The organism is Paenibacillus roseus (genome assembly GCF_016424485.1).
Taxonomy (GTDB): Bacteria; Bacillota; Bacilli; order Paenibacillales; family Paenibacillaceae; genus Paenibacillus_D; species Paenibacillus_D roseus.
Map to the genome: position 1 here is coordinate 1 of NZ_JAELUP010000057.1, position 16,138 is coordinate 16,138.

The window sequence follows — 16,138 nt, forward strand, 5'->3', positions numbered from 1 at the left end:
AATAATGTAATTTGTTGAGATTAATTTATCGCCTTTAATATTTAGATTATCTTTAATATTAACATCAGTATCAATGTAATGAACTCGATAGTGAGGTTCATTATTATTATAAAATTTAATTTCCCAGAAACCATGGTAATCCATTGCATTCACGTTTAAACTACCCAATTTTTTTTTCTTAAAAGAACCCAGAAGACAATTTAGTAAAGTAGTTTTCCCAGTACCATTTTGTCCACAAATAATATTAAAATGTTCATTAAAGTTAATTTCTATTTCTTTGAGATTATTAACATTTTTAACAAATAGTTTGTCTATTCTTAACAAAATATTACCTCTTCTCTTAATTTGAAAAGTATATCATTTATTCGTGAACTTTTTCTTGTAATTTTATGTACATGTCTATTTCATCCGACATATGAATTAGACGGCGGCCACATTTTAAATTAGAGTGCGCCGCGGCGCTCAGAAAAGGAAAAGTGTGACCAAATATGTGACCAAACTCTGTGACAGTACCGAGGATACTATTACACAAAACGTTTCCGTTTCATATTAGCTTATATAAAAAAAGAACTATTTTATTATCTCTTACATCTGTTTGATAATCGGACCTTCTTCAGTATACCCTACGATATGATATTGGACTGTTTTTTTGTTCCTCATTTTAATTGACAATAATTGCGCGAAGTTGTCGTCGTGAGTTGAAATTATAAGTCTTTTATGTTGGTATCTAGAAGAATCCATAATAGCTCTTAAGACATCTATAAATGCCAGTATATTTACATCATCCATACTTTGAATAGGATCATCTAAAAAAAGTTGTTCTAGTTCACTATAGTTCTGTGTTAGACCCAAACCTAAAAAAATACTCAGCGCTAGTATATTAAGTTGGGCAGCGCTGAAGATTTGATCAAGATAGAGATCAATTTTATTTTCAAGTTGTGTTTGTCCAATAAAATTGGTTCCACGATCTGTATTAGTAATATGAAGTTTTTTGTGAAAAGGATGTGGATTGATTGCTTCGTATACCCAACTAATTATTGGGTGATTTTCTAAGCGTTGCTTAATAACTCTTTTCTGTTTATTAAATAATTTATCATATTGCTCATCTATTCTTTCCTTAGCTATATCCAGTGCTTTTATGTGATTGTCAGTTTTCTCAATTTTTTTGTCCAGTTCGCTAAATTCCCCTAATGATTTAGAAAACTCAGTAGGAATATTGTACTTTAATATTTCATTTAATAGTTTAAAAAGATGCTCAGTAAACTCTTTGTTTTTTTTGTTGATTGGAATACTAACAAGCAAATTATCATCTTCTTGATTGTTTCCTGAGTCTTGAGTTTTTACCAACTTTATTTCCGATTGAATATCCGACAAATTAGGTTGATGCAAGAGTCCCATTTCAATATGATTTTTTTGAATCCATTCCCTACAGTCAACTATATATTTTTCCAGATCATCTTTGTTAATTTGTTCCTCATTCCCCAAATCATTGAACAAAACCTTTATCGATTCGTTTACCTGAGAAATACTGTGTTCCAATGCATTTTTTCTATTATTTTTCTCTCTCTCCTGTTCATTTAGAGCAAGGTTATCACTATTTAAATTATTTAAAATAAAAGTGTATTGAATAAAAAATGTGTTTCTAGCGGATTGCACTTCTAATTTTAGTGCATTTAATATGTCTTTCACAAAATTATCATCCAGTTCTTTTAACTTTGCTAATATATCAGTTTCTTTGTTGGAGATAATATCTATTTGATTGTTTCCTTTTGCAAATGTTAAGTCTATAATCGAAGTTAATTTACTTGCAGTACTTGTGTCAACATTCCAATGTACAAATAACTCTCTGAAGCGATCATCTGAGAAATTATTGTTTAAACATACTGGGCACTCCCTGATATCTGCCTCGTTAGTTGCTATATATTCTTTAACCACATTTAGCAAATTTTGATATTCTGTATTTAAATCTGATAATTCTCTTTTAGTGTTACTACAACTCTCAAGTTCTTGTAATAGAACCTTTCTTTCTTTTTGAAATAGTGCTTCTTTACTTTTCCATTCAGATATTTCAAGTTCCGAACTAGTTTTAATTAAATCATATTCATCACCTTGTAAGCGTAATAAATCCAAAAACTCTTTATTAAATTTGCTCAGTTCATTTCTATCATTACTATATTTTGTCCAAAAAATATCATTTACTGCTTTATTAGCAAAATCAAGATTGTTTGTATTGGATAAAAACAATTCATTGTATTTAATAAGCTCATTTTTTTTATTAGAGATATTTTCAATTTTCTGCCTTATAACATTTCCACTTTCGACTATACTTGAAATCTCTTGTCTAATTTCAACTACGTTACTTGTCTTAAGAAGTTGTGCATGCTGTGATAACTTCATCATTTCTTCTGCTTTATGTAGCAAGCCCAGTTTTTTTACTCGTTCATGCCTACGGGTTAGCTCTTCCATCTCCGTATTCAACAAGGTCTGTTGATTCGAAACATTTTGATGTACAATTAAAATGTTTTCGAATACCTCCGCAATATTGTTTAAGTTTATCTCCTTATTAGAAAGTAATGATAGCTTTAGCTCTTCACTGAGTATGTCACCTTTTATTAGTTCTAAAACTGGTTCTAACGTAACCCTTATAGTATCTAGATATTGTAATTCATTCTCGAACCCGAGCTTAACGAAAGATTGAGTGATCCCAGCCTTAGTATTGTTATAAAGAGTCAAATCCGTACCTAGCTGTTTAAGTTTATTACTAACCTTATTATTTGGCCCTTTAAGCTTTCCTAGGAGTTGAATTGTAGAAGTGAGCTTTTCCTCCTGAAGTAACTGCATGAATATTTCTCTTCGCTCTGAAGGAGAATTATTTCTAAGAAAATCACCTATACTTTCTTGTCCCAACATATGTGTATTAAAAAAAGTATCCTTTTCTTCAGTCTCTTTAATAAACTGGTTTAACACTTCCTCATTACTTACGTGCACTAATTGCCCATTGTATCCCATTAATACTTTAGATAAATAACCTTTATCGTTCTTCGATGTCTTAAGAATTGGACTATTTGAAGTTCTAACTATGGATAGACCATTGTCAAACAGCAGTTCCACATAAATTTCCCTATTTCTTCTAGCCCCATCTAAAGGATGATAGAATTTTAAATAATGACTCTTTTTTAATTCATTTGCAAGGTAGGTATCACCGTCGTAAAATTTGTTCAATCTATATACATTATCCGTTAAGCACCATTCAATTGCTTCATAAAATGATGTCTTTCCAAATCCATTGAATCCGTGGAAAACGACCAATTGTGAGTCAAGGGCACTATACACATAACATTTATCTTCACTTGCATTGTTTTCCCCATACCCTCTAAAATTTTTGATTTTCACTTCAGTTAAATACAATTTTCAAGCCTCCTTATCAACTAAAATATTAACCTTTTTCAAGAACTCGTCTAACTCTTCATAATTTATATCCGGCTCACTATCATAAGTACCTAATAAAGAAATTCTATCAAGATCTTTATGTGGATACACAACTCTTCTAAACTCATCGATGAGTTCTTGCTCGTGCTCATATTGAATAATTATTTTTCGTGCAATGAACCTATCTCTTTCATACCTAGATAAAACTTCTGAATGAAATTTACTTTCTGGATTTATTACTTTATGCAGCGCGATTATATATAAATCCCATAGAAATTTTGCCATAGGTATTTTATTGCCTTCTACATTTTCTAAGTTTCTTTCATTATTAATCTCACGAATAATTTTATTTCGGACGGATGGAATACGATTAACCAATTCGTTTATTTCATCAAGCTTTTCAATTTTTTTAATTATCAGTATTTTATCTTCATTAAGATTACAAACATAAGCACCTTCTAATTCTTCGAAATACTGGTAACTCCCTACTTCAAGTAACCGTAACAATTCCTCCATAACTAGCCACCCCTTTAAAATACTCAGCAAATTCACATGTAATTCCGTTTGAGTTTAACTTCAAACATTTCGTACACTTGTAGTCGAAAGCTTTATAGTAACTTTGATTAATAACCGTATCGATAGGATTACCAATGTCGAGAACTAAATCATCAATTTCTTTTTTATCAAACTTACATACTTCACAAGCTACATCCATAATAATTGTTTCATTACCAAGAGCTTGATTAATTTCCTTAGTTTTTTGAGTATGGCGTATAAAAGAAATAATCGAGGATGATTCATCTTCCTGCACAATTCTTGAAGCAGATGTTATTAAAGAGAACGCCTTATAATTCGAGAATTTAATGTTATTTAAGCCCTCTTGCTCAGTAAGACTAACTTCTCCGAGATTTCGCTCAGCCAAAGAGTATATTTCCCCCATTGCTTTAAATAAGTCATGGATCATTATGGGGTAAGGATGCTCTGCATCCATTAAGTACCTGGAGTTCACTTTATCCTGTCCAAATCTTCCTATTTCCTGAAACCATTGTTCTGTACAGTCATTGACCACTCTCAATATATGCTGAATATTATCGCTATAACCTTTTTTTTGAAGCAACCTTTCATATCGTATTATTTCTGCTTCAATCTCAGCGATAGTCTTAGCAAGCGATTGTTTTTCCAAATAGAGTTTAATACGAACATCATAATCACGAACTATTCCGTGCAATTCTTCCACTGTTACGTGCGTTCTTTTGCCGTCTACCGTTGTATCCAAGAATGAATCAAGAATCATGTATCGAATATTATCGTATTGTCTGGCTTCAATTTCAGGAAACTTCTCTTTCAATAACTTTTCCGTGTCGTCTTTCAATTTAATAACACTGTCATATTTATCCTCATTTAATGAAGGGAAATTGAAAAATATTTGATTTATAAACACTTTCAAATCTTCATCTGATAAAACACCGTTCGGATCAGCACAGAATGAGTGTTCATTTCGATCATTAACTAATGATTTAATAAATGCAGTGTTATACTGAGGCTTCATCATATCAGGATGATTAGAATCGTATTGAATCTTAAATAGCTCGAACCGCTCTTTCACTGGTTTTTTACTTAAATTCTCATATACTAGGCAGTTTTTAATATAGATAAGATATTCATCAATATTAGCAAAAAAACCATTATTCCAATTTTCAAAAAAAAGCTTATCGTTTTTGGAAATTGGGACATTTGTTCTAATATTGAATAAACCAGTTGTTTTAGTTTTTTTAAAATGATTGTAAAAATTATATATTGTATGTCTTATCGGGTCATCGTTTCTAGAAAATGAATTTGCTTTATAGAACTTAACCTCTATAAATAAATCATCCCCTTTATTTACCCTAACATCTGCATCACATTCGACTCCAACATACCCGTTCGGAAATTCTGATATTCCTACTAGTTCACGAACAGCTATTAGTAGTTGATAGTAAAACCCTGCTATTGAGTGCTTTACATCAGTTAAACTCACTATAATTACCTTCTTTCCGTCTTATTTATTTGCAATATAAGAATTAAACGTTCATATAGCCAACCCCGGTATCATTAGAGTTGTATTATAATCAACCATATGTGACTAAAGTACTAAATTCGACGTTTTCCGTCATTTTCCTTTTTTTCAAGTTGCTAAACTTCAGTTATCATCACAACCGTATATCCAATCTTTAAAATTACATATTATATCCCTGATACTAGGCATGATAGGTAGTCCTCGTGAGAGGCTGATCATGACTAAGCCGGACAAGATCAAACGTGTCTGGCTTTTTCATATTCAACTTAAAATATCAGGAGGAAGATTTTATGAACGACTATCGGAAAGAGGAACTAAAAAAGCTGATTTCAAAATGCTTACGTGAACGTCCCGGCAGTTACCAAGTTCAGCAACTCTTTGAGCAATTCCCAACAACGGCAGAATTAATAGACGTATCTGAGCAGCAATTGATGAGTATAAAGGGCATAGGTAGAGGCAAATGCCGCCAGTTAACAGCCATGTTGGAATTGGCTAAAACCCTTTCTGTTCCTACACAAAATCAGCAAACGATTCGAAGTCCTAAAGATGCATTCGATTTACTTGAACCTGATTTCAGACATTCTACAAAGGAGCATTTTACATGCCTTTTTCTTAATACGAAAAATAGGCTGATATTTAAAGAAGTCATTTCGATTGGGAGTCTCAATTCTGCCATTGTACACCCAAGAGAAGTCTTTCGAGCAGCGATCAAACGTTGTAGTGCTTCTCTCATATGTTCGCATAATCATCCGAGCGGAGATTCTACTCCTTCGCCGGAGGACATCGAATTAACAAAAAGACTCGTCAGTGCAGGCGAAATCGTTGGTATAGAAGTGCTTGACCATATCATTATCGGGGAAAGCAGCTTTGTTAGTCTAAAGGAACAGGGATTGATGTGATCACAATTAGCTTTCCTCTTGAGTCCCTCTCCAAAAAAAGGTATCATAGCAACATAAGTATTTTTATTCAATCCATAATAATTTGCAGACTCGCAACATTCATAGCGAACTGCACAGCCGCAAAGACTCAGATCTTTGCATTAGCTGCCAATAATATCAAACATTTTGACGCAGACACAGACAATAGTACAGATTCGTGAGATGAAGTTTTCTTTCTCATGCTTCCTGACTGTTGCCTTGTAGGAGGCGTCTTTTTTGTTGTCAAAAAAGGGGGAATCGTACATCTAACCATCAATTCAAACAAGATAATCACTATAGCTTATTTATAAGCACTATTTTAATGGACATATCATATTGAGGCTTACAAAAGGAAAGTCTATCCTTTTTATAGAGGTGAGAAAACTTGAGTACAATACAAAATATTGGCGAAAAAATAAGAATTCTGCGGCTCCAAAAAGGGTTGAGTCAAGAACAATTGGCACTCCATGCCGGACTCAATACGTCTTATTTAGGCCAAGTTGAGCGCGGCGAGAAAAATCCGACGATCAAAACGTTAGATAAGATCGCATGTGGGCTTGATACTTCAATTGAAAACTTGATCGCTAGTTCTGAACAGAGAAATGGTACTTCAAAGGACAAGAACGCAGTACTGACAGTATTAACGTCCGACGATCTCAGACAGCTTATCATTGATACGATCAAGAATAACGTACCTGATACTCACTCTGGCTTGTCCAAATGCAATGATGACAAATAGAAACTACGTGAAAGGAGGAGCGCGCATCTAAAAAATGTGCATAACTTTAAAGTTGAAGTAGTAACAACCCATTATTTTTGATAGAGGAGCTGTTTATATGCAACATGAAACTAATGAAATCAATGTAACCACAAGCGAATCTACCCCATTAACTATTCAGCTTGAGAACCCCATGAAAGCATTCAAAAAATTGTATCTCATTCTCATCCTGCTGGGAGCGATTGCTTTTGCTGCAATGGGAGGTGCAGTAGGAAGCTTATTCGGTGTTGTTATTGGGTGGGCGGCAGCCTACCTTTCAATGCAATTTATCGCAGGAATAAAATTATTCAAACTTAACTATAAAGATCATCTTCTTCCGAACCCAATAACGGATGAGCAGCTATATCAAAATCTCTCAACCTCTTTTTCTCATCCTGACATCAAAGTAGAAAAAGGTGCGTTTGGAGTACGCTTCGTTTATAAGAGTACAACAGCCCACAGAATCAAAATCGACCATAAGAATAAGACATATTCTATCGTTTCTAAATTGACAGTAAAAAAGCGTATTTTCAACAGACACAATCCTGGAGTCACGGAATATACAACCACCTACGCTGTTACGCCTATTCTACTAAAAGCAGTCGAAGAAGCGTCGAAAGCTGTATCCGAATCTGGAGACGCTTAGAAGCTTAAATACTTGAGAACAGAAGGTGATTGCGATTATTGGAATATATGAAGTGCTAACCATACCATTTGGTTGGGCATTGGTAAGCAGATTGCAACGCAATGTTACTGTGTTTACAACAATCTCAAACTACATCGTCTATAAAATTATAATATCCACGTTTATCGGATGGGCAGTTGCTCCATTTTACTTAATCTTTTTCGTATTCAAAATGATAAGTTGGATGGCAAGAACCAGTAAATCGAACAAAGCATAATACCTTGAGGGGAGAATATTGGATGAGTGAATGGTTTATATCTATAATTGAATCTATCAGGAACCATACTATGACAAGAGAAAACCTTGAGCCTTCATACGGCTCCGTCATTTATACGGAGTTGGGATTCGGAACAATGGAGCATTCTGGAATTTATATGTCAGATGGCGAAGTCATTGATTTAAGCGGAGATGGTCATATTCGTAGAGTGAGCTTAAAGGAATTTACAGGGCATATCACGACATTTAATTACGAAATCTATGTTCCTTGTTATCCTGATTGGGATGGCACAATAAGTACGTCTATGGCTGGCTATCGAGCAAGTGAAAAGGTTGGAGAAAACCGGAATTATAATCTTGTCATGGATAATTGTCATCAGTTCTGTGCTGGCTGCGTCACAGGTGATTTTGAGAATGCGAGCAATTTTCTATGGATGCTCAAAGATGTGGTACAGCAGGAGCATGGAGAGAAGGTGTTATGGAGAAAGTGGGATTGGAAAACGAAATACAATTAATCGATTATTAACCACAAGGCTTCGATTAGCAATTGTTCTAGCACACAAAGTAAGTGCCGCTTTTCATTAGCTTTCCACCGCTTCGCTGCTCAACAGCTAATGAAGAATAAGCAAATCAACAATAAGGTAACCAACCATTTACTGAGGCATAAATTCTTTCATGAGTTCATGTACTAGATTCGGAAGATGCCGAATCCCAAAATGTGCAGGAATCGTGACAGCGTTTATGCCCTCTTTATTCAACCGAGCAAGATTTTTATCGAAATCTTTTCCGTTGTAGTAAGGTCTTGCTTTCCATACTCCTCGTTTTTCGTTTACAAGCTCCAGCACTTCTAGCATGTCCATCTTTATTTTTTCGCTCAGCTTGTTGTTGTCCAGAATCTTGCTCCTTGCTTCTGCAAGCGTATAATAATCCCCAAGTCCGACAACTTTTTTATAGTAAAACAATATTGTATTCTTGCACATTTCTTCATCAGAAAAGTGAGTAAGGGACTTATTTGACCAGCCTTGAGAATACTTCATATAATTCGTTTTATTATTCTTGCACTGTACTTCAATACGAATGATATTCCTAGCTTGTTCAATGTCCTCATAATCAGGCTCTCGTCTTTTCAATTGAGAGTATTTGTCATAAATAAAGAACACTACTGACTTACTCTCAAGACGAAACGCATCATCGTATGGTCGTAATCGCCTACTTATTGGATCATACTTCATGCCAAGCTCGTATTTATTCGGTTTGTTAGCGCGTTTTAGCAGTTCAAGATACCAATCTTTGTATTTGGTATGAACATTGACGCAAGGATCAAACCGTCTAACCTGATAAGCATTCAATACATCAAAATCAAATTTTAAATATTTATTTTTCCTCTTGCTTGTGAAAGCTTTTTTTATAGGTTCAAAGATTTTCTTAAATAATCGATTTATGAGCATATAGTCGTCAGTTTTGGTAATTTTGAGTAACTCTCTTTCTTCTATGAGACGCTGTGGATTAAATACTATATAAACCATATCTTTATGAAACTCTTCGCTTCTCTTCCTTAAAGTGATTTTAATCCCCAAATCATCTAATAACGTACAACGGATCGCTCCGCTCTTGGTGTCATAAATGGATGCCGAATCTAGTTTTGAAGTTACTTTAACAAGTGCATCAAAAAAAGCCCAAAAGGTCATTGAATCAAGTTGCATAGACAATTCAACCGTATGGAATGACATAAGATTTCCTCCGATCACTTATGATGGTTTTGGTTGTCGCATTTTTGTAAATCGCGTATTAGGGGATATCACTCTAATTCCCCTGCAATATAAAGATAAAAATCAATAGTATAAAAACATATAGATATACATATCTATCATCCATCACCAACCTTCTGAGACTGATTGAGCCTCTTTATAAATAGTTAGAACTGCTATTGATTTGTAAAAGGACAAATAAAAAAGTACATGGACGGCATTTGGAGCCCTCCACGTACTTTATTGGGTCAGAGATATATACTGTTGCGCTAGTTGTTTGGGGGTCTGTCAAGAATTATGTGTAAACTCATGAATAGAGAATCTCCCCGATGGGGAGATCAGCTCTCACGGCAGATGTTGTCCGATGCGTTCGGGAAAGAAGACCGAGAGTTGCAACAGCATCTGTCCCCAGTTTTGAACACGTCCTGTCCATTTGCGGGTGACGTCCATGGTCACCAGATAGAGCATCTTCAGCAGCGCTTCATCTGTGGGGAAGATGCTTTTTCCTTTGGTGACTTTGCGGAGCTGGCGGTGGTAGCTCTCAATCATGTTTGTCGTATAAATCAGCTTGCGGATTTCTGGCGGATACTTAAAAAAGGTCGCCAGTTCATCCCAGTTGGTGCGCCATGACCGGATAATGAGGGGGTACTTGGCTCCCCATGTCTCTTCAAATCGATCCAGCTCTACCCGCGCCATGTCTTCCGTAACCGCTTTGTAGATGGGCTTGAGGTCTGCGGTCACTTTCTTCAAGTCTTTGTAGGACACATAGCGCGTCGAATTGCGAATCTGGTGGATGATACACTTCTGGATCTCCGTCTTCGGATAGCAAGCGGTAATGGCCTGAGAGAAGCCCGTCAGGTTGTCCACACACGTAATCAGAATGTCTTGGACGCCACGGTTTTTGAGGTCATTCAGCACGCTGAGCCAAAACTTCGCCGATTCATTTTCGCCAATCCACATCCCCAAGACATCCTTGTTGCCATCCAGGTCGATACCAATGACCATGTAAGCGGCCTTGTTCACGATGGCGCCATCCTGCTTCACCTTGAAGTGAATCGCGTCTAGAAAGACAACCGCATAAACGCTCTGTAACGGGCGATTCTGCCACTCCTTGATGAGCGGCACAATCTTATTCGTCACATTGGAGATCATCGTAGGCGAGACATCGATGCCATACAGTTGTTGCAGATGGTCTTGAATCTCTCGCGTGCTGACGCCTTTGGCGTAGAGGGCAATGATTTGATCTTCGATGCCGGTTACATTGGATTGATGCTTCTTCACCACGACAGGTTCAAACTCGCCATTGCGATCCCGGGGCACCGCAATTTCCTGCTCGCCGCATTCGCTTGTGATCGTTTTCTTGCTTTTTCCGTTACGACTGTTCGTGGTCTGTTTGCTTTCACGTCGTGTTTCTCGTAACCCAGATGGGTATCTAGCTCCGCCTCAAGCATCTCTTGGATCGTCTCCGCAAAGAGATCTTTGAGTGCGTTTTGGGCGTCCTGGGCGGTCACCAGCTTGTTCTCCTTGATAAATGCCCGAAGTTGTTCTTTTGACCACAGTCCCATATGTGCTCCCCCAACCTTTCTGTTATCTTCCATTTTAATCGGTTTTGGAGTTTACACAATCTATTTTACAGACTCTTGTTTGGTGTGTTGAGATACTCTAAAGCCTTTTGCAAATCTATTTTAAATACGACACAGCTTTTTCTGGTGTTATCATCTTTTCTTCTTCGTCCTGTGTAATCGTCCTTTTCGGTGGTTTTAATCATTATTTCCTCATTCTCTGGCTTATCATCTACAGGAAGAATGACGCATACTTCCACAGAGCGTAGCTGCTCATACATTCTCGTTTTGTACTTGGTTATCATTGATTTTTGATCATCCTTATGTAATGCATCAAAATCGTTATCAAGGGATAATAAAATAAAGCGAAAAACATCATTTTTAATCCATAGGATATTCTCGTTCTTCTTATCTCTCCAAGCTAAAATGTTTGGATTCTCGCTTTTCTCTTCAAAACGTGGCAATGGTGTCGGCAACAATTCAAACAGCTTTTCAAGAAAAACAAGGTGTTCTTCTCTTCCATGCTCGCTGTTCTTCTCATCTAAAACTCCATTCCTACTTTCATTCTCATTATCGATAACCTCATCTTCGATTGCACACTCATGTTGGAAGATCTGTATAGCTTCATTCATGTATGCCTGCACTTCATTGTTTCGCGTCTTATCGTCAAACACAACACGATCATTCTTGACGACATTTAGCAAGATATCAAGCCCTACCAGCAAACACGAGTACATGTGCAATTTATCTTCTTCTTGCGGGATACCCTTCCTCTCCATAAGCTTACGAAAGTGCTTGTATTGCTTACTGAGATAAATTCCGATTTTCTTTCTGCTCGATGTTTCGTTGTGTGCAAACACTTCCCTGAAGTTCTCCGTAACATAGAAAACACATGCAGAGAGAATATCAGGAGAGTTCCGTAAATGCTCCATATGAGAGGAGCTAACGTCCAAGTCGCTTATATCAAGATTTAATACGAACTCTTTGTCAAGCTTCTTATTATTCAGTACCAGAATCATATTTTCCAAATCATAGTTTTGTAAACCTTGTATAGCCCTCTCAATGATCTTTGGTCGCGTATCTGCGTTGATGATAAAGATGCCATCCCGAATTTTGGATGACTTCTTCTCTAACATCTTTTTGTCCATATCCGATTTTAGATGATACATTGAATTTAGACTGAAAATATTCGGTTTCCTACCGTATAAGTTGCAAAACAGATTGGCGAAGCCCTGTCTGTCCAGTGCTTTGTTGTTTCCTGAAATACAGATCATAAATTTAGGCATATCATCTTCATTGTAGCCCATTAAGCTTGTAATCAAGGAAAGGAAGGTATAAGAGAGCAATGGCAACGTGATTCTCTTATCCGTGATATCCAACATACGCCATGTTTGTATGAAGGCTTCTTCAAGCGACCATTCTTTGGATGGGCGCATCTTATATTTTGAGTCCATAGCCTCTCCGTATATTAAGTCGTAATCATCAACAGGCGATACTGGGACGTAGAACCATCTGTGTCCACCTTGTACCCAGCCGCTTTGAGTTGTATATATGATAAAATGCTTCTTATCTAACCGCTCAGCACTCTGCTTAAATATCTTCATATAAGACGGATACATATCTTCAAAACGTTCCATAACCTTTAACTTCTTACCGAAATATTCCCCGGTTGTCCACTTGCTAATGTTCTGATATTGCTTATTCGTAATATCGAAAACATGAACTTTTAATCCATGTTTCCCTTCTTTAACAAAGCACATTCTCATCCCTATTTCTTGTTCCTTTTTGTTATCCAATAAGATGAGCTTATGACTAGGAAAGAAAAAGAAATGGTTTAAAAGAAGGTCAGAATTTAGGTTGGCGATAGTTTCGTTATCCAGTTGGTCATATTCGTAGTTTAAATCTTCGTATACAGAAAACCGATTTACTGTAAAATCTTTATCTACAATGATGTCAATATTGTGCTTTTTGAAAGACTGATTGAATTTCTCTCTAATTTTCTCTAAATCCTGAATGCCAAAATAAGAATCGTCACTTATATAATAAGAGTCGTTAAAAAAAATAGTTTCTCTACTCATTATGGAATCTCCGTTCGTAATCTAGGCTTTGGAGTAGCAAGGTAGCAGGGTAGTTAGGTAGAAAACTCAGCTTTATACGCTTTTATTAGCCCTGCAACGCTACTCTATGTGAACGTTGGAATGAAAAATTAGCTGGCTATGTCCGTTTGAACAATGTTAAGTCGCGAATTGTAAATGATTACTCCTGCTTGCCACACTTTAGAATCTTTCATTATTTTATCACATCTCTTTACTTGATTTCATGACAAATTACCATCTTAAGCCTCTTGTTCACCCCTATTGAAACTCCTCATTCAATGCCATCCAATCCCAACCACCGTTATTCAATCGAAAGTAGTTTGCATTGAACAGTATGATAATCGAACTCTGGGAAGCTATAAATATATATCATTCGTATGAGTACAGAGAATCTACAATGAAAGGATGATGATACTATGTTTAGCGATTACTCTGATATTGTTTCAGTCAATGAGCTTATGGAGATGCTCGACATTGGACGGTCAAAGGCACTGGAACTTTTACAAACAGGTCAGATTAAATCATTAAAAATGAAGGGTTATCGAATACCGAAAGCGGCAGTGAAAGATTATATACTCTCTAAAACAAAGATGAGCATAGAGCACTACAGAGAAATAGCCGAAGATTAATAAACCTTAAGTAAGCTACGGCATTGTTGTCGCAGCTTATTTTAATTTACCGTCTTTCAAAGTTGAAAGGAGATTCGCAGAAGATGGGCAACAGTCTTTGGATGGTGCTTGAAGATGATTTATGTCGTGAGCGGCTGATTGTTCTTGCCGCGAGACATGTAAAGTTAGCACTAGAGTTCAGCCAACGAGAAACTTCACTGGAACGCAAGAAGAAGATTAAGAAAGAAGTCGAATCGCTTCGGGTGGAGCGTGATCAGTTGCTGCATGGTAAAGCAGTTAAATAAAAAATAATTCGGTCGGTAACAGCTTAGTAATCGGCAGGGGCATATGCTCCTGCTTGTCTGTGTTTCCTAAGATCAATCAAAAATGGAGGTCATTCACGTGCAAATGAAAGTGAATAAGGATGAAAAGAACGGAACGTACTGGTTTGTCGTAAGCGCAGGAAAAGATGATGAAGGCAAGCGCAGACAATTAAAGAGACGCGGCTTTAAGACGGAAAAGGAAGCCATGAGAGAGATGAGAAAGCTATTACAGCAAATTGATGACAATACGTACATTAAGAACTCAAATATCAAGTACACGGAGTTTTTAGAGGGGGAATGGCTCGGAAGCAAATCGCATAAGGTCAGACCTGTAACTTTAGGAACGTACAAGCTTAATATTACTAAGCATATAACACCGTATTTTCAAAATCAGGAAATGGGAAAAATCACTACCCAAATGATCGAGAAGTTTTACACACATCTTTCAAAAGAAAGCGGTCTAGCCGAGCGTACTATTCAAGATATTCATAAGATTGTGAAAAGCTCTTTCAAAACAGCAGTTAAAAGAAGGTATCTTTCTTACAGTCCTGCGGCAGACGCGGAGGCTCCAAAAGTACCTCGTAAGGAAATGTCGGTGTGGAATCTGGAAGAGACTGTCTGTTTCCTAAAGATTTGCGATAAAAGTGATTTACACATTGCCTTCTTGCTGGCTTTGACCACTGGTATGAGGCAATCTGAGATACTTGCAATACGTTGGAAAGACGTTGATTTTGAGAATGGCGTTTTACACGTTCGTCAGACGTTAAGCCACGATGGTAAACATATATATCAAGATACGAAAACGAAATCCAGTACCAGATCGATTACATTAATTGAGAAAACAATGGACAGTTTGAAGGAACATCGGAAGAAAGTAAAAAAACAAAAACTTTCTGCTGGTACCAATTATCAAGACAACGATTTAGTAATATGCACAAAGCTTGGAACCCCGATCAATCCCCGAAATCTACTTCGCACTTTTTATAAACTCATGGAGAAAGCCAATGTTCCTAAAATCCGCTTTCATGATTTACGTCATACAGTAGCTACATTAATGCTTTCCAAAAATATCAATCCAAAGGTAGTTAAGGAAATTTTAGGACATTATGACATAAGAGTGACCCTAGATACCTACTCCCATTTTTTACCATCTGTTCATAGAGAGACCGCTACGCAGTATGGTGAGATGCTCTTCGCATAATTCAAGAAATCACCACGAAGCAATACTTTCATGACTAAACAATCATATCCGCAACAGAGATATTACATGTTCTCTAGTCACCCTTAATGACACGAAATTAAATCAAATTCTCATAAAAAAATGCTCAGTGTGACCAAACGTGTGACCACGCAAAGTTGTAGGCATTATTTCAACATGCAAAAAAGCCTTCAAACACTCGGAAATCCTTGTGTTTAAAGGCTTTTTTCTTTATGGAGCCTAGGGGGATCGAACCCCTGACCTCATCGCTGCCAGCGAAGCACTCTCCCAGCTGAGCTAAAGGCCCGGGACAAAACTCGGTGTTCTTTTGGGGCTACGCAATCAGTCACATCGCACTCTAAGCTAAGTTAATTCCCCAAGTTATTTAACCTTTCTTTTGCTAGGTATCCCTCTGGATCGGCTACACTTAGTTGGACAGAGAAGATAAGGGCTAGTAGAAAGAGCAGATAAGATGAAGGAGCGGATCTACTATGCCGAAACAAAGACGTACATTTACTGCTGAATTCAAAAAGCAGATGGTGC

At 36.7% G+C, this 16,138-nt stretch carries 13 protein-coding genes, 1 tRNA gene and 1 pseudogene; 7 read left to right on the forward strand and 8 right to left on the reverse strand.

What is annotated here, in order from left to right; all coding sequences use genetic code 11:
• From JFN88_RS11175 to JFN88_RS11190, 4 genes are all read right to left on the reverse strand, one after another.
• A partial coding sequence (locus JFN88_RS11175; protein ID WP_199019381.1) for an AAA family ATPase occupies positions 1-324 on the reverse strand: 324 nt, incomplete at its 3' end.
• A gap of 261 nt (positions 325-585) precedes the next feature.
• On the reverse strand, positions 586-3,408 hold the full coding sequence (locus JFN88_RS11180; RefSeq protein ID WP_199019382.1) for an AAA family ATPase: 2,823 nt from the start codon (positions 3,406-3,408) through the stop codon (positions 586-588).
• Between the two features lie 3 nt (positions 3,409-3,411).
• Positions 3,412-3,945 (reverse strand): hypothetical protein, encoded by a 534-nt coding sequence (locus JFN88_RS11185; protein WP_199019383.1) that lies wholly within the window; start codon positions 3,943-3,945, stop codon positions 3,412-3,414.
• Complete coding sequence (locus tag JFN88_RS11190) at positions 3,920-5,446, reverse strand: hypothetical protein (RefSeq protein ID WP_199019384.1); 1,527 nt, start codon at positions 5,444-5,446, stop codon at positions 3,920-3,922. The genes JFN88_RS11185 and JFN88_RS11190 overlap by 26 nt, the downstream gene beginning before the upstream one ends.
• A 329-nt stretch (positions 5,447-5,775) precedes the next feature.
• Here JFN88_RS11190 and radC point away from each other — a divergent pair, with 329 nt between their 5' ends.
• From radC to JFN88_RS11210, 4 genes are all read left to right on the forward strand, one after another.
• Positions 5,776-6,384, forward strand: coding sequence for a RadC family protein (gene radC / locus JFN88_RS11195; protein WP_199019385.1), 609 nt, complete (start codon positions 5,776-5,778; stop codon positions 6,382-6,384).
• Positions 6,385-6,787: 403 nt separating this feature from the next.
• Complete coding sequence (locus JFN88_RS11200) at positions 6,788-7,141, forward strand: helix-turn-helix domain-containing protein (protein ID WP_199019386.1); 354 nt, start codon at positions 6,788-6,790, stop codon at positions 7,139-7,141.
• A gap of 97 nt (positions 7,142-7,238) precedes the next feature.
• Positions 7,239-7,805 carry a hypothetical protein gene (locus JFN88_RS11205; protein WP_199019387.1) on the forward strand — a complete coding sequence of 189 codons (567 nt, stop codon included), beginning with the start codon at positions 7,239-7,241 and terminating at the stop codon, positions 7,803-7,805.
• A 278-nt stretch (positions 7,806-8,083) separates the two neighbouring features.
• On the forward strand, positions 8,084-8,575 hold the full coding sequence (locus JFN88_RS11210) for a lecithin retinol acyltransferase family protein (RefSeq protein ID WP_199019388.1): 492 nt from the start codon (positions 8,084-8,086) through the stop codon (positions 8,573-8,575).
• A 138-nt stretch (positions 8,576-8,713) separates the two neighbouring features.
• On the opposite strand, the gene JFN88_RS11215 is transcribed toward JFN88_RS11210, so the two are convergent.
• The 3 genes and pseudogenes from JFN88_RS11215 to JFN88_RS11225 form a co-directional block, all read right to left on the reverse strand.
• Positions 8,714-9,790 carry a hypothetical protein gene (locus JFN88_RS11215; protein ID WP_199019389.1) on the reverse strand — a complete coding sequence of 359 codons (1,077 nt, stop codon included), beginning with the start codon at positions 9,788-9,790 and terminating at the stop codon, positions 8,714-8,716.
• Positions 9,791-10,153: 363 nt separating this feature from the next.
• Positions 10,154-11,373 (reverse strand): annotated as a pseudogene (locus tag JFN88_RS11220) (IS256 family transposase).
• A 65-nt stretch (positions 11,374-11,438) separates the two neighbouring features.
• Complete coding sequence (locus JFN88_RS11225; protein ID WP_199019390.1) at positions 11,439-13,448, reverse strand: hypothetical protein; 2,010 nt, start codon at positions 13,446-13,448, stop codon at positions 11,439-11,441.
• Between the two features lie 434 nt (positions 13,449-13,882).
• On the opposite strand from JFN88_RS11225, the gene JFN88_RS11230 reads away from it, so the two are divergent.
• The 3 genes from JFN88_RS11230 to JFN88_RS11240 all read left to right on the forward strand — a co-directional run bounded on the left by JFN88_RS11230 (position 13,883) and on the right by JFN88_RS11240 (position 15,598).
• On the forward strand, positions 13,883-14,095 hold the full coding sequence (locus JFN88_RS11230) for a helix-turn-helix domain-containing protein (RefSeq protein ID WP_199019391.1): 213 nt from the start codon (positions 13,883-13,885) through the stop codon (positions 14,093-14,095).
• A gap of 83 nt (positions 14,096-14,178) precedes the next feature.
• Entirely contained in the window at positions 14,179-14,379 is a 201-nt protein-coding gene (locus tag JFN88_RS11235; RefSeq protein WP_199019392.1) for a hypothetical protein, read from the forward strand.
• A 103-nt stretch (positions 14,380-14,482) separates the two neighbouring features.
• On the forward strand, positions 14,483-15,598 hold the full coding sequence (locus tag JFN88_RS11240; RefSeq protein WP_233167719.1) for a site-specific integrase: 1,116 nt from the start codon (positions 14,483-14,485) through the stop codon (positions 15,596-15,598).
• 231 nt (positions 15,599-15,829) lie between these two features.
• On the opposite strand, the gene JFN88_RS11245 is transcribed toward JFN88_RS11240, so the two are convergent.
• Positions 15,830-15,902, reverse strand: a tRNA-Ala gene (locus JFN88_RS11245).
• Positions 15,903-16,138: the final 236 nt, after the last annotated feature.